This window comes from Acinetobacter sp. YH12041, assembly GCF_013419975.1.
Lineage (GTDB): Bacteria > Pseudomonadota > Gammaproteobacteria > Pseudomonadales > Moraxellaceae > Acinetobacter.
In genome coordinates this window covers 102,967-128,061 of sequence record NZ_VOZC01000006.1, presented here as the reverse complement: position 1 = coordinate 128,061, position 25,095 = coordinate 102,967, and the positions used below count along the sequence as shown (strand labels likewise).

Below are 25,095 nucleotides of genomic sequence, written 5' to 3'. Positions count from 1 at the left end.
ATCTCCCCTGCCCCCTCTTTTTCAAAGAGGGGAAATTTCCTTTTATATAAGTATAGGAAAGCCTCCCTTTTTTAAAGGGAGGTTTGGAGGGATTTATAAGATCCTAAGAGGGATTCTTAATAAGAGGGATTCTTAAATCGTCATCGAGAAAATCCGGTTCTCTGGCATGCGACGCTTTAAACGTAAATCAAAAGCCATGCAAATATTGCGTACAAATGGTTTCCCTTTCTCCAAAATCGTGACTGAAGAGTCTTCAATTTTGATCAACTGATCCTGCTGCATTTCCACCAACTGCTTTAGAACTTCATCAATTTCAGCAAACTTCATGTCAGGTTTTGCCCAAGAAGTAGTAAAGCTACACATCAGATTCAGGATATGTTTACGAATAATCAGATCTTCCTGAGTCAGGATATGGCCTTTCACCACTGGAATCTGATTCTGCTCTAGCAGTTCATAATATTCTTCAATGGTTTTCACATTCTGCGCAAAGCTATACCAGCTATCACTAATCGAAGAAATTCCGAGTCCGATCATCACCTGAGTTTTAGACGCGGTATAACCCATAAAATTACGGTGCAAAGTCCCAGACTGAAAGGACTGGTACATGCTGTCTTTTTCTAGCGCAAAATGATCCATACCAATTTCATGGTAACCATGCGCCAGGAGCTTTTTCTTACCCTCTTCATAACATTGACGCTTGATCTCATCTTTGGGTACATCAGCATCTTTAAAACCGCGCTGGCCATTCCCTTTAATCCAAGGTACATGTGCATAGCTATATAAGGCCAGACGGTCTGGTAATAGGGAATTGGTCTGATCGATGGTATTTAAGACATCCTCCAGGCTTTGAAATGGCAGACCAAAAACCAGATCATGCGAAATCGATTCATAACCAATTTCACGTGCCCATTCAGTCACCTGTTTAACATTTTCATAAGGCTGAATCCGGTGAATGGCTTTTTGTACGGTTTCATTATAATCCTGCACGCCATAACTGACCCGACGAAAACCCAGGTCATGCAAGCCTTGCAAATGCTCACGCGTGGTATTGTTTGGATGACCTTCGAAGCTGAATTCATGCTCTGCTGTAATCTTGGCTTTGGACAAAATACCTTGAATCAGCTGGGTTAAATGTTCAATAGAAAAGAACGTCGGTGTCCCACCGCCGAGATGAATTTCTTTGATGATGGGTTTTTCTTCTAATAACTTACAATACAGCTCCCATTCTTTCAGCACAGCCTGTATATAAGGTTGCTCGACTTCATGACGTTTGGTCACCCGTTTATGACAGCCACAAAAGGTACATAAACTTTCACAAAATGGCAGATGGATATACAGGCTAATGCCTTCAGTCGCATTCGACTCCTGAAAAGAACGTTTTAGTGTCTGCTTCCAAAGCTCTAGTGAAAATCCTGACTCTTCCCAATAAGGTACGGTTGGATAACTGGTGTAGCGAGGACCGGGGACATTATATTTTTGAATGAGAGAATTTGCCTGCACAGTCATGAATGCCTACCACCTTATCAGTCAGGTTAATGCGCTGCATAAGCGCTGTTGAGGTTATTGTGCGGAGCTCAAAAAAAGAATTCAACCTAGTAGTCTGGTCGGATTTAATGCACTACACATCCTTCTAAAACATTAGGTTGAATGTTGTTACAGATGGTGAGCATCCAGAAAAACACCTTAATTTTTAGGCCATTTTATGCTTTGATGTAAGCAGTCTTTTTATTTCCCTATGAGGGTTCTGATGCAGCATCCTACCTCTGCAGATATTCAACGCGTTCGCGATTTTCTCCTCGACCTGCAAGCCCGGATTTGTGCCGCGCTGGAACAGCAGGAACGTGCCGGTGGCGGTACAGCTGAATTTGTGATTGATGACTGGGAACGTCCTGAAGGTGGCGGCGGCCGTTCACGTGTGCTGCAAAATGGTACGGTAATTGAGAAAGGCGGTGTGATGTTCTCTCACATCAATATTTCTAAACTGCCGGCTTCTGCCACTGAACGTCATCCGAATATAGCCGGAGCTAAAGCCCAAGCCATGGGTGTATCTTTAGTCATCCATCCTAAAAATCCGAATGTCCCGACCTCACATGCCAATGTACGTTTATTTGTGGCGGAAAAAGAAGGTCAGAATCCGATCTGGTGGTTTGGTGGCGGTTTTGACCTCACCCCTTTCTATCCAAATGATGAAGATGTGCTTTCATGGCACCAGACGGCGCATGATCTATGTGCACCTTTTGGCGAAGAGGTTTATCCGGAACATAAAAAATGGTGTGATGAGTATTTCTATCTAAAACACCGTGATGAGCAGCGCGGTGTCGGCGGCCTATTCTTTGATGACCTGAATCAATGGGATTTTGAAACCTGTTTTCAGTATATGCAAGCTGTAGGCAATGGCTATTTAGAAGCCATTCTGCCAATTTTCCAGCGCAACCAAGACAAGCCTTATACTGAAGCACAACGTGATTTCCAGCTGTATCGTCGTGGCCGTTATGTGGAATACAATCTGGTATATGACCGGGGCACACTGTTTGGCCTGCAGACGGGTGGCCGGATTGAATCAATTCTAGTCAGCCTGCCACCTCTTACCGGCTGGTTATACCGTCCGGAATGGGCCGAAGGATCACCAGAAAAACGCTTGACCAATTACTACCTTAAACCACATGACTGGTTAACAGAATTAAAAACAAAATAAAGCAATCAAAATATTTAAATACAAATTGCCCTCAGATCGAGGGCTTTTTTAATGGATAAATCCTCTATACTGCAACTCAGAAAGATATTTCAGGATCTACTCCTTGATCTTGACTCTGATAAAGATAAATTCTGCTAGGTAAAAATAACAATGTTTAAGCTTCACCTTAATCCTGCTACGTTGGCCTTTTGGCTATTTCTGGCGCTTGGTATTAGTGCGATTAGTACCGCTGTCATCAGTCATAACCTGATTCTAGATGTAGTTGCCATTTCTGTGAGTGTTCTCACGATTGCCGGAACCTTATTTAGTATGGCCTTGCTTTTTGTCGAACATATTATTGAGATTTGCAGTTCCTAAACCTTTAATCTTTAGCCTGCTTTTCACTGCTGACAGGCTTTAGCCCTCCTGCATTTTCACGTATATTAATGGCCATTTCCGCACATGGACATGGTGAAATGAGCAAGCAATTTGCCGTCATTGGCAACCCCATCGAACAATCACGCTCTCCTGAACTGCATCAGGCTTTCGCTGCCAAAACCGGGGTCAATCTGACCTATACCAAACGCCTTGCCCCTCTGGATGGTTTCACAGCCAATATCCAGGAATTTTTTGCTCAGGGCGGTATTGGCATGAATGTGACTGTGCCCTTCAAAGAACAGGCCTTTGCCCAGTGCCAGGTCCTTACCGAACGCGCCAAAATCGCCAAAGCCGTGAATACCCTATGGATGAAAGATGGCATTCTGCATGGTGACAATACTGACGGACAAGGCTTAGTCGAGGCTATTCGTGCTCTTGACTGGACTCTGGAAAATACCGATATCCTGATTATTGGTGCTGGTGGCGCGACCCGCGGCGTGATCTATCCATTGGTACAGGCTGGTGTGAAGAAGATTGTTATTGCTAACCGTACTTTGTCACGTGCAGAACAACTGGTTGCCGATCTAAAAGACGCTGTGCCTCAAGCGGAGTTACAAGCCATTGCCTTAACTGATTTAGCCGGTGAGTTTGATATCGTGATTAATGCGACTTCTGCCAGTCTTAGTGGTGATGCGCTGGTACTACCTGAAGCTCTACAGTTTAAACATGCCTATGAAATGGCCTATGGCAAACCGTCCACGTTCTTAGATCAAGCCAAAGCCCGTGGCGTCCCTACCTCTGAAGGTTTCGGCATGCTAGTCGGTCAGGCCATTGAATCTTTTTATATCTGGAACGGAGTAAAACCTGAGCTGAAAGATTTTCTTTAATTCTGAATATTTTTGAGATGAACGGGTTAGCCATTAATCCGTTCACTCTTTTCCTTTCATTAAAAATAATAAAATTAAATTGGATTTAATGACATGATTTATCCAATGATTAGCCCCTAACATTCGTGTACAATTCATACAAAAATACCCCTAGACAATCTCCCTAAATATTGATTAAAGTCCAGACAGATAAGCATTTTTCAATATAAGTGCCTTATTTAAAGATGGAGAGTTCCGTTATTTAATCTTTAAACTTGTCTGATCTTCTCGATTCGCTTTTCTGACATTTTTATTTGTTGTCTTTATCAATGTTTTTTTATCCCCAATGTGAATAATCATAGAATCGATACAGATAATCCAAAACTATTTTAATCAGGATTAAACGCATGCCAGCATATAAAGCTCCTTTACGTGATATTCGCTTCTTAATGAATGAAGTGCTTGATTACCCTGCACATTACCAAAAACTGTCAAATGGCGAATATGCCGATGCAGATACGGTAGACATGATTCTAGAAGGTGCGGCAGATTTTTGTGAAAATGTACTTTCTCCACTGAACCAGACCGGCGATGCAGAAGGCTGTCATTTTGAAAATGGCGAAGTACGCACACCGAAAGGCTTCAAGGAAGCTTATGATCAGTTCGTGCAAGGTGGCTGGCAAGGTCTGTCTTATCCTGAAGAATTTGGCGGTCAAAACCTGCCGATGTCTTTAAACCTGATCAAATCCGAAATGATGGGTACAGCAAACTGGTCTTTCCAGATGTATCCAGGTTTGAGCGTGGGCTGTATCAATACCATCATCCAGTATGGTACTGACGAGCAGAAAAACACCTATCTACCGCATCTGGTTGCAGGTACCTGGTCAGGAACCATGTGTCTGACTGAGCCACAATGTGGTACCGACCTGGGTCAGGTAAAAACTAAAGCAGAACCGCAAGCTGATGGTACTTATGCGATTTCTGGCACTAAAATCTTCATTTCTGCGGGTGAACACGATTTAACTGAAAATATCGTGCACATCGTTTTGGCACGTCTTCCAGATGCGCCACAAGGCACTAAAGGCATTTCCCTGTTCATCGTACCGAAATTCATTGCCACTGAAGATGGCGGTATTGGTGAACGCAATGCGGTGAACTGTGGTTCGATTGAACACAAAATGGGGATCCGTGCCTCTGCAACAGCGGTACTAAACTTTGACAATGCAGTAGGTTATTTAATTGGCGAGCCAAACAAAGGCTTGCATGCCATGTTTACCTTCATGAATACCGCGCGTATTGGTACCGCAATTCAAGGTATCTGTCATGCAGAATTATCGTTCCAGGGTGCATTGCCATATGCCAAAGAACGTATGTCGATGCGTGCCCTGTCTGGTAAAAAAGATCCGGAAAAAGTGGCGGATGCGATCATCCACCATGCCGATGTGCGCCGTATGCTGTTGACCCAGAAAGCGATTGCTGAAGGTGGTCGTGCCATGATCTATCATGCAGCACAAATCGCAGATAACATGAATGATGCCCTGCTGCGTGGTGATACTGCTGAATTTGAACAGCAGGATGATCACTTAGGTTTCTATACCCCTATTCTGAAAGGCTTCCTGACTGAAATGGGTTATGAAGCAGCGAACCACGGTATGCAAGTATTTGGTGGTCATGGTTACATCAAAGAATGGGGCATGGAGCAAATCGTTCGTGACTCACGTATCTCTACCCTGTACGAAGGAACGACTGGCGTTCAGGCACTTGACCTGATTGGTCGTAAGGTCCTGCTAACCTCTAAAGGTAAAGTGATTCGTGATTACACCGCTGAAATTCTGAAATTCTGTGGACAGCATGCACGCAATAAATACATGCGCCGTTTTGCCTGGGACCTGACCAAGCTATGTGCACAGTGGAATGCGTTAACTGTACGTATCATGCTGGCAGCACGTAAAGACCGTGACATCGTATCCTCTGCTTCTGTGGACTTCCTGATGTTCTCAGGCTATGTAATGATGGCTTACTTCTGGGCACAACAAGCTGCGGTGGCTTCAGCGAAACTGGTTGCTGGTGATGGTGCAGAAGTTCCAGAGTTCTATAAAGCGAAGATCAAAACTGCTGATTTCTACTTTGAGCGTTTATTGCCGCGTGCCCAAGGCCATGCTGAAGCGATGGTGAACCCATCAAAAACCATGACTTCACTGGCATCAGAACACTTCAGTTTTGATTACTAAGTCAAAAACTTAGGTTTTAGCTTTAAAAAGAGCGCTACGGCGCTCTTTTTCATATGTCAAAATGATGACTTGATACAAAGAAAAATCTGCTGCGTACACAAACTACACAAATTTATATCTATAATTTTCAGACGTCTATTAAATAATCCATATAATTTACTTGAATATCTATAAATACAGGGTATGATGGCGATAACTAGAAAAATTCTTGTTTTGGTTAGTCTTCTTTTAAGTATCGCAGTTTTAGTCATAAACCTTCGTTTTAAAGATCAATAAGCTCCATCCTTTTTATTTTTCAAAGTTACAGCTAGTCATCTGAAATTTTGACTATAAATCCATAAGATTCAATAGGTTATATTATGTCTAACACAGTTACCGGTACAGTAAAGTGGTTCAACGAAACTAAAGGTTTTGGCTTCATTCAACAAGACAATGGTCCAGACGTTTTCGCTCACTTCAGCGAAATCCAAGGTTCAGGTTTCAAAACTTTAGCTGAAGGCCAAAAGGTTTCTTTCAGCGTAGCTCAAGGCCAAAAAGGTCCTACAGCGACTAACATCACTGCAATCTAATATTGCGAAGATGAAAAAAAGCACTCATTAGAGTGCTTTTTTTGTACCTTAAATTGACTAATTTTAGTTTCCAGATCAATTAATTAAATTTTAAAGATAATTAAAAATATTCGCTTTTCATTCATCATCTTGTCCCAAATCTCTTCATCTGATTTTAGTCATGTTAAAATATGAAGAAACTGAGAAGAATTCTGATGATTTTAAAATCAAAAATTGCACATAAAAATATAGAAGTTTTAATAAAAATTGTTATTTATTAATTACTTATATACGGAATTGAAAGAAATTCTGAAATTTACAAAAGTCTTGTCTACGGCTCCATCTTCCCTACATCACTGACTCCTATGATGAACTCATTGAATAAATATGAGTATGATCATGAAAAAATTAGTTTCTTCTTTAATGATTGGCTTGATCGCAACAACAGCTACCATGTCAGTAATGGCAGCTCCTGGACCGGATCATCGTCATCCAACGCCAGCAGCGCATCATTTTGATTAGAAACCAATGCCGCATAAAGGGGGTTTCCATAAAGCACCTCCTAAAGCGCATTTTAACCAGCATGATCGTCATGATAAGTTTGGCAAGAAAGACCATAAAGGCTTCTTCAACAAAAATCATCACAATGGCCCGCATCACAAGTTGCCACCTAAGTATCGTTAATCCGAATGGCTTAAATGCATAGTGGAGAGAGAAGAAAAAGCCCGATGTAACTCATCGGGCTTTTTCTTTTTAAACTGGATTAATTATTCGGATAGATTAGGCAATTAAAGAAACTCTTCCAGCACAGAGTTTAAAAAGATGTGACCTTGCTCAGTACATGCCAGACGTTCTGCATCTTCTACCATTAATTGACGTTGGCGCAATGAAGTCAGCAATTCATCCAGTGTATCCAGACTATAGCCTGTTCGTTCAAGATAAAGCTTCGCTTCCACACCCTCATTTAAACGTAAGGCATTCATCATAAATTCAAACGGCATATCTGCCGCTTCGATGCGCTTAAACTGCAAATGTTCGGCTGGCACTTTGGCTAAATAGTCTTTAGGCAAACGGGTTTTCTGGAAACGGTAAACACCATCCGGTTGAGTCACTTTGCCATGCGCCCCTGCTCCAATGGCCAGATAATCACCAAATTGCCAGTAATTCAGGTTATGTGCCGATGGTAATTCTTTACGCCAGGCAGAGACTTCATAATTGATAAAGCCATTGGCTTTTAAATAAGCCTCGCCCTGTTCCTGAATCTCTTCCAGTACTTCATCGACCGGTAAAATCGGCTGAGTACGGAAAAACACAGTATTCGGCTCAATAGTTAACTGATACCAGGAAATATGCGTAGCACCATTCTCGACTGCCAGTTTCAGGTCATTGAGTGCCTGCTCTAGTGTCTGTTCAGGCAAGCCATGCATCAAGTCAACATTGATCCGCTGAAACCCTGCGTCACGCGCTAGGCCAATCGCCGAGATCGCATCTTTATTGCTATGGATTCGGCCCAGCTTTTTCAGATGCTCGGTATTAAAACTTTGCACGCCAATAGAAAGACGATTAATACCAGCTGCTAAATAGCCAGCAAATGGATCATGCTCCACCGTACCTGGATTGGCTTCCAGTGTGATTTCACAATTCTCTTCAAAAGGAATCAGTGCTTTCAGTTCGGTAAACAGCCACTGATAACCTGCAGCAGAGATCAGTGATGGCGTTCCCCCACCGATAAATACACTATGAATCGAACGGCCTTGGGCAAAATCAACCTGAGTTTTAAAGTCCTCTACCAGCGCATGCAGATATTCCCGCTCCAGCTCGAGAGACAATTCCCCATCAGGCACGGCATGCGAGTTAAAGTCACAATACGGACATTTACGTACGCACCACGGCATATGGATATACAGGGATAAGGGAATAAGTGCAGGATTCAATTCAGCCAAAGAACTACTCAAAAACAACTACAAGATCTAGCGTAATTTTAACATGACTCGGCAACAACACTGCTAAAATTAAAATCGCCATCACCTAATGCTTAAAAATTTAAATAGAATTAGATAGTTAAAATTATGAAAATATCCTCCCAGCTCCTTATTTTATTGCCTTTGGTCTTTGCAATCGGGGTCTTGCTGACCTTACAGACGGCTATTAATACCCAATTAAAAGAATATTTATATTCTCCTATTCAAGCTGCATTTTTTTCCTTTTTGATTGGTACAATAGTACTTGCCGGCATCGTGCTGTTTCAGTCACATCCCAAACCAGGCTTACAGGAGCTGATGGCAATTCCCTGGTATCTCTGGTTAGGTGGTTTTTTGGGTGTTTATGCGATCAGCATGAGCATTTATGCTGCACCTAAAATGGGCTTCCTGACACTGACCGGAATGATTATTTTTGGTCAGATGGTGATGTCCATGATCGTCGATCAGTTTGGTCTGCTGGGCAATGAAAAAATGCCGGTGAACTGGCAACGTCTTTTAGGTGGCGTGGTGATTTTTATTGGTGTGCTTCTCACTTTACAACGCTAAACCTTATCTCTAAGCACATGATCACTAATGAGTAATTTTTGTGTCGAATGTTTTGACAGCCACAACCCGTCGTTATGAATTAAAACAGCTGTTCCATCTGATGTTGCCCATTCTGGTCACACAATTCTCCCAGGCAGGTTTGGGCCTGATTGATACCATTATGGCCGGGCGTCTCTCACCAACTGATCTGGCAGCGATTGCGGTTGGTGTCGGCCTCTGGATTCCAGTCATGCTACTCTTCAGTGGCATCATGATCGCCACTACACCTTTAGTGGCGGAAGCCAAAGGCGCACGTACACCTGAGAAAATTGCCACAATTGCGCGACAATCATTATGGGTCGCATTCATCCTTGGGGTGATTGCGGGTCTGGTTTTACAAGTTTTGCCCCTCTCTTTACCTTTACTAGGTGTCCCAGAAAGCTTGCAACCTAAGGCTGGTCTGTTCCTACATGCCATCGGCTTTGGTATGCCTGCTGTGACCATGTATGCGGCTTTACGTGGTTATTCTGAAGCCATTGGTTATCCACGTCCGGTCACTGCTATTAGCCTCATGGCGCTACTGCTTTTGGTTCCATTAAACTTCATTTTTATGTATGGAGTTGGCCCTATTCCGGCACTGGGCAGTGCCGGTTGTGGTTTTGCCACCGCAATTCTGCAGTGGCTCATGTTAATGAGTCTGGCACTGTATATTTTTAAAAATCGGGTTTATCAAAATAGTCAGCCATTTAGTCACTGGGAAAAGCTGAACGGATATTGGCTGAAACGGATTTTAAAGCTGGGCTTTCCGATCGGACTGGCAATTTTCTTTGAAGTGAGTATTTTTAGTACCGCAGCGATAGTCTTGAGCCCATTGGGTGAAACCATTGTGGCCGCTCACCAGATTGCTATTTCTGTTACCTCACAGCTGTTCATGATTCCGATGTCTCTCGCCATTGCACTAACCATTCGGGTGGGAACTTATTATGGTGAACAGAACTGGGATGCCATGCGTAGAGTGCAAGGCTTAGGTCTGATGACCGCGACGATTTTGGCTCTGCTCATCATGTTATTACTCTGGGTGTTCCGTAGTGAAATCGTAGCGCTTTATACCTCTGATCCTATGGTGACCCAGATTGCGCTTTATCTGGTGCTCTTTGCTGTGGCCTATCAGCTGATGGATGCCTGGCAGATCAGTGCTGCAGGTTGCTTACGCGGCATGCAGGATACCAAAGGTCCCATGTGGATCACCATGATTGCCTATTGGGTGATTGCCTTTCCTGTAGGGGTTTATCTATCCCGTTTTGGAGATATGGGTGCGGCAGGCGTCTGGGTCGGTCTGATTGTCGGTCTGAGCGTGGCCTGTGTTTTATTGCTGGCACGGCTTTATGGTAATAATAAACGTTTAAGCCAGCATGCCTAATCCTCTTATTATTTAAAAAGATGCATTGAATTACTGATTTAACGCATCTTTTAATCCCTGTGGAATTTCCGACTCATCCGCCACTTCCTTAATCACCACTTGCCCGACAATGACATCTGTTCCATTAAAGGTCATGGTCGGTGCACCATAAAGTTCATAGCCTTCATTGAGTGCCTTGGTCACACGGGCACAAAAATTCACATCATCTTTACCAGTAAAATATCGATAGACTTTCATTGAAATTTCTTGATCTTGAGATGCGATTATTTTAAGACTTTCATCATGGAAAGGAACTCAAAAATCATGCTTTGCTCTCTCCAGAATAATTAAATAATTGATTCAAAAACTGCCGTACAGACACCAAGATGGTTTAAAAATTGCATAAATCAAGTGAACAATATCAAGTAAATATGAATACTTTGAGAAGCTTTGCAACATAACATCTACAATTAAATATAGGCAATTTATAGTTTGTCACCTATGATCAAATACACCCATAAAAATGGTGATTTTGAGGAATCTCGCATGGCAAAAACGGCTCGAACGCCTGGTCGCCGCTTTATGAAATTGGCTGGAATGACCGCAAGTATTGCAAGTAAAACCCTATCCAATTCGATTAAAAATTTAACTGCGGATGAAGAGCAGAAAAATGCTGCACGCAGTAAATTATTTCAGGATATTGGAGTACAGATTGCTGATACCTTGGGGGAAATGAAAGGTGCGGTGATGAAAGTCGGCCAGATTGCCTCGCAATATAAAGATATTTTCCCGCCTGAAGTTGCTCGAGCCATTTCCAAATTGCAGCGTCAGGCTCCACCGATGCCATTTAAAGAGATTCAGTCACAGGTTGAAAAAGAATTAGGTAAATCTTTGCAGGACCTATTCCAGCAGTTTGATGAGCAGCCTTTTGCCGCAGCCTCGATCGGACAGGTGCATAAAGCGACTCTACCCGATGGCCAGCAGGTTGTGGTCAAGGTGCAATATCCGGGAGTGGAAGAAGCCTGTGAAAGTGACCTGAAACAGGTTCGTCTGGCCTTGCGTTTGATGGGTGTACTAAAAATTGACCGCAAATTGCAGGATCAGCTATTCAAGGAAATCCAGCATAGTCTGGACAATGAACTCAATTATGAAATTGAAGCTCAGAATCTGGAAGTGGCACGTGCCTTTCATGAATCACTCGATCACCAAATTGTGATTCCAAAAGTATTTAGTGAATATTCTTCCCGCCATATTCTGACCCTAAGCCTGGAACAGGGTGAAAGTATGGAAACAGCCAGCCAATGGCCGCTAGAAACCCGTAATGCCCTAGGCCGCCGTTTATTCCGTGCGATTGGTCAGGAAATTTTCTATCTGAAACGTTTCCATTGTGATCCGCATCCAGGGAACTTTGCCTTCCGTGAAGATGGCTCGGTGATTATTTACGATTACGGCGGTGTTAAAACGCTTTCTACCGAGATCATTACTCATTTCAAAGAGTTGATCCATGCAGCCCGTGACAAGGATATTTCGACCATTGAACAGCAACTGGATGCCTTGCATACCCTGACAGAAACCGGAAAATTCCCGGCCGATCTGTATGAGCAATGGCTAGAAGTGCTGATGCGTCCTTTAACCACTAATTATGATTTTGCTGAAAACTCAGCACATCATGATGGAATGGAATTGCTCAAACCTTCTCTGAAATATTGGGATGTATTCAAACCGTCGCCGGATACCCTGATGGTAAACCGTACTATTTCCGGACAATACTGGAACTTGATTCATTTGAAAGTACATGATGATTTGAGTGATGTATTTGAAGAAATCGTGCCAAGTCGCAGTTAAGTTGAAGTAATAAGCTTACAAGCTGTAACCCTACTTCACTTGAAATATCAAATGTTACATTATAACATTACTCTTAAATTACAAGAGGAATATTACGATGCGTCCAGACATTCATCCCGAATATCGAGAAGTTTTATTTCATGACACCAATGCTGATGCCTACTTCGTGATTGGCAGCACCATGACTTCTAGCCAGACCAAGGAATATGAAGGTAAGACCTATCCTTATGTCACCCTGGATATTTCGAGTGCTTCACATCCGTTTTATACCGGTGAGCAACGTCAAACCAGTAATGAAGGTCGCGTAGCGAGCTTTAACAAACGTTTTGCCCGTTTTAAACGTGGTTAAACTTAAAACCTCCGATTTTTACTCTCAATTTAAATCGCGGTTTATGTCAGGAAATTACCTCCAATTTCCTGACTTTTTTATGCCTGCGCTAAAGCCAGCTGAGTTAAATAGAAGCCCACACCCAGCATCAATACTCCGACAATCACACTAGAGATCACATAACTGAGGGCAATCGTGACTGCACCCTGCTTAAGCAGCTGAAAAGTTTCTAGGCTAAAACTGGAAAAAGTCGTAAAGCCGCCCAAGATGCCTACCATCAAAAATAGCCGTGCTTCAGTTTGCAGGAAACTGTATTTCTGGCTAAGGGCAAAGAAAATCCCGGCAAACAGACAGCCTATAATATTGATCCACCAGGTCGGCCACGGAAATAGCATCTGTGGCTTGGCAATCAACATTCCTGCTCCATAACGCAGTGTTGCCCCGATTGCCCCGCCCATTGCCACCAAAAGCCAGTTCATGTCTACTCCGTCTTTACTCGATCTTAAACCTTTTCTCAGCCACCATGTGGGACGAGAATAATGAATAACATCATGCACCTAAAATTGCAGAATGAACATGGACCTTTGCCAAAAAATTGGTATATTCGACGCCATTCAAATTGATTTAAGTTAGAGGGAATCCACATGGCTCAGGAATTACTGGCTCAATTGGCTGCGGGCGAAGCTAAATTTGCAGATGTGATTGCATATATCGATGCGCACTATGCTCATACACCTACTGCTTTTAAAAATGGCCAACAGGCTAATGCTGCCACTGAAAACCAAGGCAGTGCCAAAGTATTTTCATTTGCCAAACTGAATGGCCTAGATCAGGCACAAACCTTGAGCCTGTTTGCAGAACACTATGCGGCTGTACTGGCCACACCAGAAGCAACGGATCATCAGAATATCCGCCAGTTCATGCAAAATGGCTGGGATGGCATTGCCTTTGAAGGTGAAGCACTGGTTGCCAAATAAGCATGTCTTTAAAATAAAAAACCGCCTATTTCTGGCGGTTTTTTATATCAAAATAACAGAACAAAATGACATTCATATTTAAGATTAAAATTATTTTTTGGAAGAAGTAGTTCACTTTAAAAATGAAAAACTATAAGGCTAAAAATAAATTAAATATCAATAAAGCCTGGTCACCCTGAAACACTCCAAGCGACCCTTTCAGAAAGCCATAAGTTTTCCAGTTTTAACCTTTACCCACTTTCTCAATCCACTTGATTGAGCTGACCCGAAACACTTCACAAGCGCCATCACCGGTATCGGTTGGAGTTAAAGAGGATTTCCAGACGAGGTCTTTATCACGTACTTCCACCAGTTCCCCTTGCAAACGCACCAGATCCCCACGTTTTACCTGTTTAATTGCTTTGGCAATTTGTGGATTGGCAGGGATGATGTGCATATTGGATACCATCTGTTTAGCCTGTTCAATAGGCACTGGCACGCGATCCATTTTCCAGTTCAGGTAACGGTTATACTGGTTGACTGTAATGTGCCGGGCAATTTCAGGTTGTGCAAACAGCCCCCAACTCACCGCATAATCGATCGGAGAGAACTTGGCCTGCTCATCGTCGGTATAAATTTTTGATCCCAGAATGCGGAAATCACCTTTAAACGGCTGCAAGACTGAAATAGATTGGTCTTTAGCCATCGGTGGCAGTCCTTTGGCAACATTATGGTCTACAGAAGTGTGACCATAAAGCGGTAGTAAAAGACTGGCCGCCAAAGCATAGTATCGAAGATGTTTGAACATAATTCTGTCTTTATTCCATCAAATCTTTTCAAGAATATCTTGCTTGATAGTACGATTTTTTTAATGAATAAATAGTTGAAATTAGTAACAAGTTGATCAATTTTGGTGAGCGGAGGGCTTTAGCTAATCTGATTATTTTCGGTTAATCTAAGCCTGTCTAAAAATAATTTGAATGCGACCATGCTGTATAAATTCTATCAACAACATATTTTTCCACATTTGCTAAATCAGGTCATGCAGACCCCATCCCTGATGGATTTTCGCCGCGAATTATTATTGACTATTACAGGTGAAGTCCTGGAAATTGGCTTCGGTACAGGATTAAATCTGCCTTTTTATCAGGCCGTCGATAAAGTCTATGCGCTGGAACCTAACCTGGACATTTTTAAACTGGCTGAGCAGCGCATCAGTCAAAGCCCTTTTGCAGTCGAACAGATTCAGGCCCGTGCAGAAGCTCTGCCTTTCGCAGAAAATAGTCTGGAAAATATCGTATCAACCTGGACCTTATGCAGTATTCCGGATCTGCATCAAAGTCTGCATGAAATTTACCGGGTTTTGATGCCGGGCGGCCATTTTCATCTGGTTGAGCATGTATTAAACCGAGAGCATCTCAACATTCAGTGCTTGCAGCATTTACTCACCCCGATCCAGAAAAAAGTAGCAGATGGCTGTCATCTTAACCGGGATATTGAAACCGCTCTTTTAGAGGCTGGGTTTGAACTAGATGAAGTTCATTATATCGAGGCCGAAGGTATTCCAAAAATTGGGCAACGCATGCTATTAGCTAGAGCGCATAAACCGCTTTAATCCAGTACTTTTAAATCAGTTATTCTGAACAGACGGCATTGGGCTGATCTTGGATTGCCTATTCCAACCTGAAATTCTTGCTGGCTGGTCGCTGATTTGACCTGTACCCAGTCCCCTTGCAGCCAGATCCGCTGATCTGCTTTTAAACGGCGAACCTTATTGGCAACAACTTCGCTGGCGGCAATCACACTCAGGTTCAGCAAATGAGGTTGAATGTTCGCAGGATTGGCTTGTGCGTCTGTAGCGGTCATATTAAAACAACGCCTGTCCTGCTCAAGCTTGAATGGTTTAAATACAGCACTGGATACTTCCGGTACTGCTAGTAACAGATCAATATTACTGACATAGGCCAGATCATTAAAACTTCCCACCACCGGACTGGCTGGATGAATGGTACGGCGCTCAGGCCCATAATACTGTTTAGCCAGTACGCGATATTCAGCCTGATGCGGCTCAATCGATTCTACCTGAAAATTTTTGAGTACCCCGGCCTGCTCCAGATTCGGAATCGCCCGAAAGTATTCCGACCAGATCCATAGTCCAAGCGCAAACAGTGCTGCGGCAATAATCAGTTTATCCATAGTGTAGCGTTGAAGCTTGCTGTCCTTCAGTCTTCAAAATCAATCCGGATGGTCTCAAAACGTACCCGCCCTTCCTGAATGGCTTGAGCAATTGCCATCTGGCCTTTGGTCAGACGTGCACCTCCACTTTTAATATCAATCAAAACCACTTCAATATCTTCAGCCAGTCCCTCACCGTCACGAAAATCGGTATAACCATCAAAGACCACATAATCCACCGGATCACCTAAAAATTTGGCATCACTAGGCAGATATTGAAACTCTGGCATGATCGGTGCCAACTGCTCGGCCATTTTGCCTTTGAGTACCGCACGACTGGTATTCACACTGCGTTTTTGTGCAGCGACTAAAGCTTGCTGATGTTCCAGCTCCAGCTCGGCAATATATTGTTCATATTCTGCTTTAATTCGACCATTTCGCGTCTGGCCCAGAATCAGGGTAGTTAAAACCACTCCAATACAGGCACCAATCAGCATAGCCATTCCAATGGACATTCAATCTTCCTAATCTGCTTTATTTTGCTGCCTACCTTCGACTGAAGTTGAAAGGGTCTGCCATCCAGTAAGCCTGCAAAGAATGATATGCTAGGCGGGAGCAGAATTAAATCATCCCGGGTCATGAAAACTATTTTAATTGCAAATCAGAAAGGTGGCTGTGGTAAAACCATTACTGCGATTAGCCTGACAGCTGCCCTGGCACAAAAGGGTTATAAAGTTGCTCTGGCCGATGCGGACAGCCAGAAATCGACCTTGCAATGGTTGAAACATCGCCCAAAAGATGCCGCACCGATTCAGAGTCTGGACTGGCGAAATGCCAAATCGATTGGGGATGCGCCTAAAAACTTGGAATATCTGATTATCGATGCACCCGGAGCGCTGACTGAAGATCATGCCGAACAGCTAATTAGTGAAGCGGATGCCATCATTATCCCGCTGCAGCCTTCTTTTTTTGATATTGATTCTACGCGCCGTTTTCTCAAACATTTGCAGGATATTAAACGTATCCGTAAAGGCAAGGTTGAAATTCTGCTCCTCGCTAACCGCACCAAACCTAATGCAGCCCGCAATCAGGACATTCAGCAATTCTTTAATAAAATTGATCAGCAACCGGTTACCTGGATTTCTGAACGTGCACCCTATAGCCGACTGGCCATGCAAGGCCTGTCTATTTTTGATAAACAGCAGAAGATGTACCGGGAATTACAGGATCAATGGCAACCTTTATTGAATGCCATTATTGACGATCCAAGCCAATGGTTCTAGTTCTGTTATTTTTAGCCTCTTCTTTTTATTCTAAGGAAAATAATCGTACTACTTCCTGCACTATCGTTTTCGATCGCTTTTTTTTCAGTTAATATGCCTGACACGACCTAAAAAATGAGCTTCTAAATTCAGTGCAACAATACGCGCCCACACTACAAAAAGTCTTATTATTTGGACTGTTTTTCATTCTGATTTTTTTGAGTTTTCACATACTCAAGTATTTCATCATTCCTGTAGTTTGGGCAGCCATTATTGCGTACATGACCTGGCCGCTGTATCAGTCGATCTTAAGAATGAGTGGCAATCGGCCAACGCTGAGCGCGACCATTATGATTCTGGGTGTAATTCTGGTATTTGGTCTGCCTTTTATCTTTGCCATTTTTATGCTGCAACACGAAGGCCGGAATCTGTATTTTGAATTACAAAAACAGGTATTCTCAGGTCATCTTAGTGTTCCTGATTTTATTCGCGGCCTGCCACTTGTGGGTAAGGAAATTACCCGTACCCTGAATGAGATAAATGCCGATCCAAATAGCATTGCACAAACCATTTCAGTCTGGATTCAGGGTCATCTGAATTACGGTAAAGTTGTGCTGAATGAAATCAGTAAAAATGTCTTCAAGCTGTGTTTTGCCGTGCTGTCGTTATTCTTCTTTTATCGTGATGGCCATACCATTCTAAATCAGGTGCGTAAAGCCTTTGAAATGGTAGTCGGTCCACGTATTCATCATTATCTGGCTACAATTTCGGATACTACACGTGCGGTGGTCTATGGCGTAGGTTTAACGGCGATTGCCCAGTCTTTACTGGCAGGTATCAGCTACTTTGTGGCTGGCGTACCGAACCCAATGGTACTGACCATTATCACCTTTATCTTTGCTTTAATTCCTTTTGGCCCTCCTGTTGCTTATGGTGCAGTTTCGCTATGGCTATTCTCGCAAGGACAGACCATTGAAGCCGTAGGGGTCATGATCTGGGGTGTCTGTATTGTGAGTACAGCGGATAACGTGATTCGTCCACTGGTCATTTCAGGCGCAACACAAATTCCATTCCTGCTGATCATGTTTGGTGTCTTGGGTGGCATTGCCAGTTTTGGTCTGGTCGGTGTCTTTATTGGACCGGTGATTCTGGCCGTACTACTGGCCATCTGGCGTGAATGGCTACATGAAAGCAACCTGAATGAACCTTTGATGATGCCTAAAGCCACTATGGCGCATGAGGTTGAACCGAAGAAAAAATTCCGTCTGCGCCGTAACAAGGCACCGAAATCACCAGACTGACTGGCTTAAACAAATTAAAACATTTAAGTACCGATTTTCCATAGTGCTTTTGGTCTTGCTCTGTTTCAATAGATTCCGAAAAGCAGAATAAAGATCAAGGTGTGATAATTATGTCTTCATTGTTTAAACTTACAGCTTTGTGCGCAGTCAGTGCCGCACTTTTTACCGGTTGCGCTTCAACCTCTACTTCGACTGAAAATGTTAAAACCGTGACCCTGAATGCAGTCTCTGCACAGGGCGTCGGTGAATCGATTGGTACCGTATTATTGAGTGACAGCCCGGCGGGCCTGGTGATTCGTACTAACCTGAAACAGCTTCCTGCGGGTGAGCGTGGTTTCCACATTCATGAAAATGGTTCATGTGCACCGGGTGAAAAAGATGGCAAACTAGGTGCTGCACTTGCTGCCGGCAGTCACTATAACCCGAATCAGGCACCTCATCATGGCACACCCATGACGGGTCATCTGGGTGACTTACCAGCCCTTAAAGTAAACACTGATGGTACAGCACGTGTGACTCTGCTTGCGCCACGCCTGAAACTGGCAGATGTTCAGGGTCGTGCCATCATGGTCCATGCAGGCGGTGATAACTATTCAGATGAACCGCAGCCATTAGGCGGTGGCGGTGAACGTATTGCATGTGGCGTAATCTGATTTATTACAGATTATTAGCATTCAAAAACGGGCTTCTTGCCCGTTTTTTAGTAGATATTTCTTTTGAAATTGGCGCTTAAATTGCATTCAAAACCGGCAGTCAAATACCACGGATCATATTCTTGTGAATAGCTCAGATTCCATATTGCATCCTCTTCAGCACATACTTAAAAAAGCCCTGTTGCCTTTTCAGTCCAGTGCCTTGATGACTTACTGTTTGCAGATGTTCATTGTGCTTTCAGGAACGACTTTTGGTCTAAAGCTTCTCGGCTATGAGACTTTGATTGTTCCGGTCACTTTAGGGGCAATTGCCACCGCCCTGACCGATTTTGATGACCGTTTAAGTTTAAGGCTGCGCAATCTGGGGCTGGTCATGCTGCTGTTTTTTGCGGTCAGTAGCATGCTGGAATTTCTGCATCCCTATAAAATCTGGTTTGCACTCTGGCTATCACTTTCTAGTGCCGTATTTATCTTAATGGGGGCTTTGGGACAGCGTTATGCCACCATTTCATTTGGCACTGTATTGCTGTCCATTTACACCATGTTTGGCTTGGGAGAATATGCGCACTGGTACGAACAGCCGCTGTATTTTGTAGTTGGTGTACTGTGGTATGGCCTGACTTCTATCCTATTTTATCTGATTCGTCCAACTTTACAGGTTCAGGAAAATCTGTCCATCAACCTGCAACAGATGGCAGAGCTGCTATCGACCAAAGCCAAATTATTTGATCCAGATAATCAGAATAATGTCGAGCCGCTGCTCTACGAGCTTTCCTTAAAAAATACCCAAGTCATTGAAAGCTTTAACCGCACCAAAGATTCTTTACTGACCCGACTCAAAGCCTCACGTCCGAATCATAAAACTATTTACTGGCTGAATCTTTATTTTCTGACTCAGGATATCCATGAACAGGCGACTGCCAACTATCTGCATTATGAGCAGATTCATCAGCATTTTAGCCGTACCGATCTGATCTTTCGGATTCAGAAAAATATTCACTTGCAGGCGCTTGCCTGCCAGCAGTTGGCTACTTGCGTATTGCGTAATGAAACTTATCAACTTCCTGAACAGCATCAACTGGCACTCAAAGCATTAGAAGCCTCTATGCAGGACTGGATTGCGCAGCACCCCCAGAATATTGAAGTGAAAAACTTACAGCTCATTCTGAGCAATCTGCTGAGTGTGCATGAACAGCTGCAACATTTGCAGGATGGACAAGCCATTTACCGTCCGGATTATCCAAAACATTTTGATGATTCCAGCCTGTTTGATGATGACCTGCGTGGACCCGCGGATTTTTGGCTGAAATTAAAACCCCATTTGGGACCGCAATCGGCGCTGTTTCGTCATGCGGTGCGGATCGCTTTGGTCTTTCTGGTTGGCTATGCAATTTCCCTATTGCCCTTTGCCAAAAATGGCTACTGGATATTGCTGACCAGTCTGTTTGTATGCCAGATCAGTTATTTCGCTACCAAAAGCCGTTTAAAACTGCGAACTTTGGGTACATTGCTCGGCGTCATCCTGGGAATTCCAATCCTGTATTTTGTACCAAGTATTGAAGGCCAGTTGCTGCTTACGGTGATTTTTGGTGTCGGCTTTTTCTATTTACGCTCCAAGAAATATGCTATGGCTACATTAATGGCGACCCTAGTAGTACTGCTGATTTTTAATCTGAAAGGCGCTGGCTATGCAGTCATTCTGCCCCGCATTATCGATACCCTGATTGGCTGTCTGATCGCCTGGCTGGCGGTCAGCTGCATCTGGCCAGACTGGAATTTCCGTAATATTTCCAGCAACATCAAAAAATCTTCCCAAGCGACGCTGAACTATTTACTGGCTATTCTGGAGCAATATCAGCATGGCAAAAATAACAGCATTGCTTATCGGACAGCACGTCGTTTGGCCCACAATGCCCAGATTGACCTTTCCAATATGATTTCCAGTCTGAGTACCGAACCAAATCCCGATCCGGTGCTGATTCGCAATGCTTTCCGTTATCTGGTTTATAGTCACAGTCAGCTTAGTTATATTTCCGCATTGGGTAGCCATCGTGAACAGGTATCTGATCCGCAAATTCTGCAACTGCTTTCTGCCTGTCAGCGAACTTTAACCACTGCGCTGTCAAATCCTGAAAATGTACCGCAGCAAGACATTCAAGGCCAATTGGCAGAAATCCGGCAACTGAGTCAGCAGGAACATATTTCCACCCACCTGCTGCTGGTACTTAAACAGATCAGTCTGTTACTGGAAACCTTGCCTGAATTATTGTCTCTAAGACAGCAATTACTGGCAGTTGAAATCAAATAACCAAGCGGAGCACTAGGATATAAGTATTTAAAATAATTCATTTTATTCTATAAATTTCATTTTGCTTAAATCGGCAGATTGGGTACACTCAAGCCTGATTGAATAGAACATAGAAGAGTGAGTGCGCGTGAATATTAAAACTTTGCGTCTGGTTGGATTGCTTGAAGGTATTTCATTTCTGCTGCTGTTATTTATTGCCATGCCGGTCAAGTACATGATGGATAACCCGATTCTGGTAAAATATATCGGCATGGGTCACGGTGTTCTTTTCGTGCTTTTTCTTGTAGTGTTATTTGCGGTATGTGAAAAACAGAAATGGTCTCTGAGTATGTTTATTTTGGGCTTGATCGCTTCAATTCTGCCATTTGGGCCATTTATCTTTGATATGAAATTAAAGAAGTTGGAGCAGCCGGCTGAAGCTTAACTTTTGAATTCTAATCATTATTAAATCCATAATGGACGTTCCCTCTCCCTTTAGGAGATGAACAGCACTGCTGCGCAAGGGTGAGGTTATTTTATTAATATTTCCCTCTCTAACTCTCTCCCATAGGGAGAGAGAACATTGAATACTTGTATTTGAGGCACATAAAGTAAATAGCTTCATTTGATTAAACATTTAAAAGGGAGGAATTCTTTTAAAACTCTCCTCGCCCTTTTCTGTCCAGCATTATTTGTTTCAGCTGGATACGTGGCAAGCTAAACCACAGCGCAATTAAAATAAACGAGGCACCGCAATAAGCCCAAAGATCAAAAGCTTCATAAGCAATTCTGACTACTTCAATCACGATAAAGAAACTCAGCATCATCAAGATAGATACCGTTGCCGCAACCGTGCCTTTAGACACTTCAGATGACATCAGCGCAAACCGGTACAATACCGAAAAGCTGATCCCTTCACCCAGACTGATGCAAGTGGTACCGATAATCAGGCAATGCAGAAAATAATCCGGAATCAGCATTCCCACTAAAAGCAAAATGGTTCCAAACAACATCAATGGCACACCCAGCATCACTGTTTTACCGAGCGGCATCTTGTCGATAATTTTTAGCAGAATGATATTGCCCAGAATCAGGCCACCCAATACCGGAAACTGAGCCAGGCCATATTGCATGCTGCTCAAGCCTAGTTCTTCAACCAGAATCACGGGAGATAATGCAATCCATAGCATCAAGGGCAAGCTCACCAGTGGCAATGCCATGGTCATAATCACAAAACGCTTATTTTTCAGGACCTGTTTAAAGTCATCGATAATATAGCTGAGTGGCTGTTTGGGAATACTGATATTCGGATTCGGCATCTTCGCTTTTAGTCCAAACCAGCTCAGAAATGCCAGACAGGCAATGCCGATAAAACCCCAGTGCCATGAGACATGGTCAATCATAAAGGCACCGACTACTGGCCCTAAAAGTGGTGCCAGCAAGGAGACATTGGCCATAAGTGCCATGACTTTAATGGCATCGCGTTCTTCAAAACTTTCCTGAATCGCGGCATAACCCACAGCAGCAATAAAGGACAAGCCAAAACCTTGTAAAAAGCGCAGGAACAGAAAGCTTTGAATATTCGGTGTGAGTAAAATCGCCAGACAGCAGATTACAAAAAAAGCTACGCCACCGAGCAGGACTTTTTTACGGCCTAATCGGTCTGATAAGGGTCCTAAAATTGCGGCAACAAATGCCCCACCTAACAGGAAAAAGGACATAGAAGATGGTGCCCAGGAACTGCTTACGCCAAAATCACGGGTAATGGCCAACATGGCCGGCTGGATCAGGTCATTACAGATATAGACGGAGAATTCAAACAGCACCAGTGCCAGAGGAAACATCAGTGTGGCACGGGTCAGTTTGTGGGTTTGGGCGTTTTGCATGGAAGAGTTAATACTCAATTACTCTTTTTAGAACTTTAAAAGAGCTTGAATTAGAAAATTCAGCGAAGTGTAGCAGAGTCTGTTTTTAAAATCTGTGTGCCTTTTTATTAAAAACTTTAAGATATTAAGAAAAATTTTCAATAAAAAAAATCACTCTGAATATTTTTTGACTGTGTCTCTTCACTTAAATTTATTCTATAAATAGGGTTAATAGGATTTCCTAAAAAATCAAAATGAGGAATATCTAATCGCCCTAAAACCTCTAAGTCCTTCCCTATTTGAAGTTCATATCTTAGTTCCATTAAAATTCTGCCAAGAACATTCACCCCAACTAGCGTTCCATCTGGTTGTCTTTTAGCACCCCAAAAAGAATCTCTTCTTGACTCTTCAACAATGATTTTATTATTTGAATCTAATAATAAAGCTTTAAATTTATCATAATTAGAAAGTAATTTAGCTCTTACACTCCATTTCATAAGTTTAATTTTGATAATGTCAAAATCCTCTCTGATAAGGCTTTTATAAGGCTTACTAACCATTTTCGCTGTCATCGGACTTTTTTCAGAAATAATCTTCCTTTGTATTTCTGGATGACCAGTAAACTTAAGAGCTTGATACAATGCTTCCGATGATCTTATAATTGTATTATTAACAATAATAGGAAAACCGGCAGCCATATTAGAATATCCCCCCCACTCTTCATGTGTTTTTTTAAATACAGCTAAATCTTCATTATTAGGGTTATAAATTCTTTCAGCTAATTTATCCATTTTTAATAAACTCTTCTTGGCATTAATGGATACCATTGTCGGCTCATAAAATGATGCGGATCATTACTTCCCCACCAAAAAATTAAAGGCGTATTATTTGGGCAGTTTCTATAATTAAATATTAATCCACCAAAGCCATAATCAAATTTAGAATTTCCTAATGGTCTTGTAGTCTTATGAACATTAGTACATCTATCAATAATTTTGAACCCATATTTAAGACAGATTTTTTCTAGAAAAATTCTATCATTATGATTATCAAAAATTTTACTCTCTATAAAACCAGTTCTATATTTAAAACCTGGGATCTTTCTAGTCATAAGCTCAGGTAAATCTAAAGTCTGTTCCATTGGCCACAGAACATCAGATCTATTATTATAAATTAATCTATTTTCAAGTCTTAAATTCTCAATAGATAGCCACTTTAACTCAATATTTAAATTATTTTCTTTATTATGTTTTTCGATTTTTTTACCAAGTGCATTTGCTTGGTAATATTGACCGGAAGTATGCCATCCAATAACTAAAACAATAATAGTTATATTTCTTTTAATTAAAGGAATATAATTAGATAAATCATTAAAGACTCGTCCTCCACTAAACATGAAGTCATCTAGATACAAATAATTTTGTGTATCGTATTCTAAACCTTTTTCTTCCACCAGCTTATTATAAAAACCGACCATAGTTTTTTGACTTTCTCCATTTCGCTGAATTGTTAATGGAGTAGCTATTAAGTTTCCTCTTCTTATTAATTCATTTTCAAATTGTTTCTCAATAAATTGCTGTTCATAATTTTTTTCAATGTAAGCTTTTTGTAGAAGATTAGCTGTAATTCTGACTAAATTTTCTTGTTCATCAGGATCAAATTGTTTCAACCAAGTATATACGTGAACTACCATTCTCTTTTTATCAGTATTTCCGTTTTTATCCATTAGGGGCTCACTGAAGCCCTCATAGGTCAACAATTTATTTGAAATATAATCTATGAATTGATCCATAATTTCTCTTAGCAAAAAAGCGCATCCT

28 protein-coding genes are annotated in these 25,095 nt (G+C 42.3%); 18 read left to right on the top strand and 10 right to left on the bottom strand.

Going from position 1 to position 25,095, the window contains the following annotated elements; translation table 11 throughout:
* Window positions 1-132: 132 nt before the first annotated feature.
* Window positions 133-1,506: an oxygen-independent coproporphyrinogen III oxidase gene (gene hemN, locus FTU00_RS07075; protein WP_180179419.1), complete on the bottom strand. Its 1,374-nt coding sequence runs from the start codon at window positions 1,504-1,506 to the stop codon at window positions 133-135.
* A 241-nt stretch (window positions 1,507-1,747) separates the two neighbouring features.
* Between hemN and hemF the strand changes: the two genes are divergently transcribed.
* From hemF to FTU00_RS15560, 7 genes are all read left to right on the top strand, one after another.
* On the top strand, window positions 1,748-2,695 hold the full coding sequence (gene hemF / locus FTU00_RS07070; RefSeq protein WP_180179418.1) for an oxygen-dependent coproporphyrinogen oxidase: 948 nt from the start codon (window positions 1,748-1,750) through the stop codon (window positions 2,693-2,695).
* 150 nt (window positions 2,696-2,845) lie between these two features.
* A complete protein-coding gene (locus tag FTU00_RS07065) occupies window positions 2,846-3,052 on the top strand; it encodes a hypothetical protein (protein ID WP_004786985.1) in 207 nt (68 codons plus the stop codon).
* Window positions 3,053-3,150: 98 nt separating this feature from the next.
* On the top strand, window positions 3,151-3,939 hold the full coding sequence (gene aroE / locus FTU00_RS07060; RefSeq protein WP_180179417.1) for a shikimate dehydrogenase: 789 nt from the start codon (window positions 3,151-3,153) through the stop codon (window positions 3,937-3,939).
* A gap of 386 nt (window positions 3,940-4,325) precedes the next feature.
* A complete protein-coding gene (locus FTU00_RS07055) occupies window positions 4,326-6,149 on the top strand; it encodes an acyl-CoA dehydrogenase C-terminal domain-containing protein (protein ID WP_180179416.1) in 1,824 nt (607 codons plus the stop codon).
* 359 nt (window positions 6,150-6,508) lie between these two features.
* Window positions 6,509-6,718, top strand: a complete 210-nt coding sequence (locus FTU00_RS07050) for a cold-shock protein (RefSeq protein ID WP_004786992.1) — start codon at window positions 6,509-6,511, stop codon at window positions 6,716-6,718.
* A 378-nt stretch (window positions 6,719-7,096) separates the two neighbouring features.
* A complete protein-coding gene (locus tag FTU00_RS15565) occupies window positions 7,097-7,219 on the top strand; it encodes a hypothetical protein (RefSeq protein ID WP_257229793.1) in 123 nt (40 codons plus the stop codon).
* A 6-nt stretch (window positions 7,220-7,225) separates the two neighbouring features.
* Entirely contained in the window at window positions 7,226-7,381 is a 156-nt protein-coding gene (locus FTU00_RS15560) for a hypothetical protein (RefSeq protein WP_257229792.1), read from the top strand.
* A 104-nt stretch (window positions 7,382-7,485) separates the two neighbouring features.
* Here FTU00_RS15560 and hemW read toward each other — a convergent pair whose 3' ends face one another.
* Window positions 7,486-8,640, bottom strand: coding sequence for a radical SAM family heme chaperone HemW (gene hemW / locus FTU00_RS07040; RefSeq protein WP_180047847.1), 1,155 nt, complete (start codon window positions 8,638-8,640; stop codon window positions 7,486-7,488).
* A gap of 126 nt (window positions 8,641-8,766) precedes the next feature.
* Here hemW and FTU00_RS07035 point away from each other — a divergent pair, with 126 nt between their 5' ends.
* Window positions 8,767-9,225, top strand: coding sequence for a DMT family transporter (locus tag FTU00_RS07035; RefSeq protein ID WP_004786999.1), 459 nt, complete (start codon window positions 8,767-8,769; stop codon window positions 9,223-9,225).
* 40 nt (window positions 9,226-9,265) lie between these two features.
* Entirely contained in the window at window positions 9,266-10,624 is a 1,359-nt protein-coding gene (locus tag FTU00_RS07030) for an MATE family efflux transporter (RefSeq protein WP_180179415.1), read from the top strand.
* 30 nt (window positions 10,625-10,654) lie between these two features.
* Here FTU00_RS07030 and FTU00_RS07025 read toward each other — a convergent pair whose 3' ends face one another.
* A complete protein-coding gene (locus FTU00_RS07025; RefSeq protein WP_034701512.1) occupies window positions 10,655-10,861 on the bottom strand; it encodes a DUF1737 domain-containing protein in 207 nt (68 codons plus the stop codon).
* Between the two features lie 288 nt (window positions 10,862-11,149).
* Between FTU00_RS07025 and FTU00_RS07020 the strand changes: the two genes are divergently transcribed.
* Together FTU00_RS07020 and FTU00_RS07015 are read left to right on the top strand one after the other, a co-directional pair.
* A complete protein-coding gene (locus FTU00_RS07020; protein ID WP_004787005.1) occupies window positions 11,150-12,448 on the top strand; it encodes an AarF/ABC1/UbiB kinase family protein in 1,299 nt (432 codons plus the stop codon).
* 97 nt (window positions 12,449-12,545) lie between these two features.
* Window positions 12,546-12,797: a type B 50S ribosomal protein L31 gene (locus tag FTU00_RS07015; protein ID WP_004787006.1), complete on the top strand. Its 252-nt coding sequence runs from the start codon at window positions 12,546-12,548 to the stop codon at window positions 12,795-12,797.
* Window positions 12,798-12,874: 77 nt separating this feature from the next.
* On the opposite strand, the gene crcB is transcribed toward FTU00_RS07015, so the two are convergent.
* The gene (gene crcB / locus FTU00_RS07010) at window positions 12,875-13,255 is read right to left on the bottom strand and encodes a fluoride efflux transporter CrcB (protein ID WP_180179414.1); all 381 of its coding nucleotides are present in this window, start codon (window positions 13,253-13,255) and stop codon (window positions 12,875-12,877) included.
* Between the two features lie 165 nt (window positions 13,256-13,420).
* Here crcB and FTU00_RS07005 point away from each other — a divergent pair, with 165 nt between their 5' ends.
* Complete coding sequence (locus FTU00_RS07005) at window positions 13,421-13,753, top strand: HopJ type III effector protein (protein ID WP_180032186.1); 333 nt, start codon at window positions 13,421-13,423, stop codon at window positions 13,751-13,753.
* Between the two features lie 223 nt (window positions 13,754-13,976).
* On the opposite strand, the gene FTU00_RS07000 is transcribed toward FTU00_RS07005, so the two are convergent.
* Entirely contained in the window at window positions 13,977-14,540 is a 564-nt protein-coding gene (locus tag FTU00_RS07000) for a hypothetical protein (RefSeq protein WP_004787012.1), read from the bottom strand.
* Between the two features lie 180 nt (window positions 14,541-14,720).
* On the opposite strand from FTU00_RS07000, the gene FTU00_RS06995 reads away from it, so the two are divergent.
* A complete protein-coding gene (locus tag FTU00_RS06995) occupies window positions 14,721-15,347 on the top strand; it encodes a class I SAM-dependent methyltransferase (protein ID WP_180179413.1) in 627 nt (208 codons plus the stop codon).
* Here FTU00_RS06995 and FTU00_RS06990 read toward each other — a convergent pair.
* Window positions 15,344-15,928 carry a hypothetical protein gene (locus FTU00_RS06990; RefSeq protein ID WP_180179412.1) on the bottom strand — a complete coding sequence of 195 codons (585 nt, stop codon included), beginning with the start codon at window positions 15,926-15,928 and terminating at the stop codon, window positions 15,344-15,346. The genes FTU00_RS06995 and FTU00_RS06990 overlap by 4 nt on opposite strands.
* Before the next feature lie 26 nt (window positions 15,929-15,954).
* Window positions 15,955-16,422 carry a Holliday junction resolvase-like protein gene (locus FTU00_RS06985; protein WP_004787020.1) on the bottom strand — a complete coding sequence of 156 codons (468 nt, stop codon included), beginning with the start codon at window positions 16,420-16,422 and terminating at the stop codon, window positions 15,955-15,957.
* Window positions 16,423-16,545: 123 nt separating this feature from the next.
* Between FTU00_RS06985 and FTU00_RS06980 the strand changes: the two genes are divergently transcribed.
* The 5 genes from FTU00_RS06980 to FTU00_RS06960 all read left to right on the top strand — a co-directional run bounded on the left by FTU00_RS06980 (window position 16,546) and on the right by FTU00_RS06960 (window position 21,855).
* A complete protein-coding gene (locus FTU00_RS06980) occupies window positions 16,546-17,190 on the top strand; it encodes a ParA family protein (protein ID WP_180179411.1) in 645 nt (214 codons plus the stop codon).
* Window positions 17,191-17,321: 131 nt separating this feature from the next.
* Window positions 17,322-18,470 carry an AI-2E family transporter gene (locus FTU00_RS06975; RefSeq protein ID WP_180179410.1) on the top strand — a complete coding sequence of 383 codons (1,149 nt, stop codon included), beginning with the start codon at window positions 17,322-17,324 and terminating at the stop codon, window positions 18,468-18,470.
* A 110-nt stretch (window positions 18,471-18,580) separates the two neighbouring features.
* On the top strand, window positions 18,581-19,123 hold the full coding sequence (gene sodC / locus FTU00_RS06970; protein ID WP_180179409.1) for a superoxide dismutase family protein: 543 nt from the start codon (window positions 18,581-18,583) through the stop codon (window positions 19,121-19,123).
* 205 nt (window positions 19,124-19,328) lie between these two features.
* Complete coding sequence (yccS, locus tag FTU00_RS06965; RefSeq protein ID WP_257229798.1) at window positions 19,329-21,431, top strand: YccS family putative transporter; 2,103 nt, start codon at window positions 19,329-19,331, stop codon at window positions 21,429-21,431.
* 127 nt (window positions 21,432-21,558) lie between these two features.
* Window positions 21,559-21,855, top strand: coding sequence for a DUF3817 domain-containing protein (locus tag FTU00_RS06960; RefSeq protein WP_004787034.1), 297 nt, complete (start codon window positions 21,559-21,561; stop codon window positions 21,853-21,855).
* 211 nt (window positions 21,856-22,066) lie between these two features.
* Here FTU00_RS06960 and FTU00_RS06955 read toward each other — a convergent pair whose 3' ends face one another.
* The 3 genes from FTU00_RS06955 to FTU00_RS06945 form a co-directional block, all read right to left on the bottom strand.
* Entirely contained in the window at window positions 22,067-23,296 is a 1,230-nt protein-coding gene (locus FTU00_RS06955) for an MFS transporter (protein ID WP_180016564.1), read from the bottom strand.
* 137 nt (window positions 23,297-23,433) lie between these two features.
* Window positions 23,434-24,066 carry an NADAR family protein gene (locus FTU00_RS06950; protein WP_166138021.1) on the bottom strand — a complete coding sequence of 211 codons (633 nt, stop codon included), beginning with the start codon at window positions 24,064-24,066 and terminating at the stop codon, window positions 23,434-23,436.
* A 2-nt stretch (window positions 24,067-24,068) separates the two neighbouring features.
* Window positions 24,069-25,067, bottom strand: a complete 999-nt coding sequence (locus tag FTU00_RS06945) for a hypothetical protein (protein ID WP_218951771.1) — start codon at window positions 25,065-25,067, stop codon at window positions 24,069-24,071.
* Window positions 25,068-25,095: the final 28 nt, after the last annotated feature.

Bases quoted from the DNA above. Each gene is read 5' to 3' on its own strand.
- hemN (WP_180179419.1), bottom strand. From the start codon at position 1,506: ATGACTGTGCAGGCAAATTCTCTCATTCAAAAATATAATGTCCCCGGT.
- hemF (WP_180179418.1), top strand. From the start codon at position 1,748: ATGCAGCATCCTACCTCTGCAGATATTCAACGCGTTCGCGATTTTCTC.
- FTU00_RS07065 (WP_004786985.1), top strand. From the start codon at position 2,846: ATGTTTAAGCTTCACCTTAATCCTGCTACGTTGGCCTTTTGGCTATTT.
- aroE (WP_180179417.1), top strand. From the start codon at position 3,151: ATGAGCAAGCAATTTGCCGTCATTGGCAACCCCATCGAACAATCACGC.
- FTU00_RS07055 (WP_180179416.1), top strand. From the start codon at position 4,326: ATGCCAGCATATAAAGCTCCTTTACGTGATATTCGCTTCTTAATGAAT.
- FTU00_RS07050 (WP_004786992.1), top strand. From the start codon at position 6,509: ATGTCTAACACAGTTACCGGTACAGTAAAGTGGTTCAACGAAACTAAA.
- FTU00_RS15565 (WP_257229793.1), top strand. From the start codon at position 7,097: ATGAAAAAATTAGTTTCTTCTTTAATGATTGGCTTGATCGCAACAACA.
- FTU00_RS15560 (WP_257229792.1), top strand. From the start codon at position 7,226: ATGCCGCATAAAGGGGGTTTCCATAAAGCACCTCCTAAAGCGCATTTT.
- FTU00_RS07035 (WP_004786999.1), top strand. From the start codon at position 8,767: ATGAAAATATCCTCCCAGCTCCTTATTTTATTGCCTTTGGTCTTTGCA.
- FTU00_RS07025 (WP_034701512.1), bottom strand. From the start codon at position 10,861: ATGAAAGTCTATCGATATTTTACTGGTAAAGATGATGTGAATTTTTGT.
- FTU00_RS07020 (WP_004787005.1), top strand. From the start codon at position 11,150: ATGGCAAAAACGGCTCGAACGCCTGGTCGCCGCTTTATGAAATTGGCT.
- FTU00_RS07015 (WP_004787006.1), top strand. From the start codon at position 12,546: ATGCGTCCAGACATTCATCCCGAATATCGAGAAGTTTTATTTCATGAC.
- crcB (WP_180179414.1), bottom strand. From the start codon at position 13,255: ATGAACTGGCTTTTGGTGGCAATGGGCGGGGCAATCGGGGCAACACTG.
- FTU00_RS07005 (WP_180032186.1), top strand. From the start codon at position 13,421: ATGGCTCAGGAATTACTGGCTCAATTGGCTGCGGGCGAAGCTAAATTT.
- FTU00_RS07000 (WP_004787012.1), bottom strand. From the start codon at position 14,540: ATGTTCAAACATCTTCGATACTATGCTTTGGCGGCCAGTCTTTTACTA.
- FTU00_RS06995 (WP_180179413.1), top strand. From the start codon at position 14,721: ATGCTGTATAAATTCTATCAACAACATATTTTTCCACATTTGCTAAAT.
- FTU00_RS06990 (WP_180179412.1), bottom strand. From the start codon at position 15,928: ATGGATAAACTGATTATTGCCGCAGCACTGTTTGCGCTTGGACTATGG.
- FTU00_RS06985 (WP_004787020.1), bottom strand. From the start codon at position 16,422: ATGTCCATTGGAATGGCTATGCTGATTGGTGCCTGTATTGGAGTGGTT.
- FTU00_RS06980 (WP_180179411.1), top strand. From the start codon at position 16,546: ATGAAAACTATTTTAATTGCAAATCAGAAAGGTGGCTGTGGTAAAACC.
- sodC (WP_180179409.1), top strand. From the start codon at position 18,581: ATGTCTTCATTGTTTAAACTTACAGCTTTGTGCGCAGTCAGTGCCGCA.
- yccS (WP_257229798.1), top strand. From the start codon at position 19,329: ATGACTTACTGTTTGCAGATGTTCATTGTGCTTTCAGGAACGACTTTT.
- FTU00_RS06955 (WP_180016564.1), bottom strand. From the start codon at position 23,296: ATGCAAAACGCCCAAACCCACAAACTGACCCGTGCCACACTGATGTTT.
- FTU00_RS06950 (WP_166138021.1), bottom strand. From the start codon at position 24,066: ATGGATAAATTAGCTGAAAGAATTTATAACCCTAATAATGAAGATTTA.
- FTU00_RS06945 (WP_218951771.1), bottom strand. From the start codon at position 25,067: ATGGATCAATTCATAGATTATATTTCAAATAAATTGTTGACCTATGAG.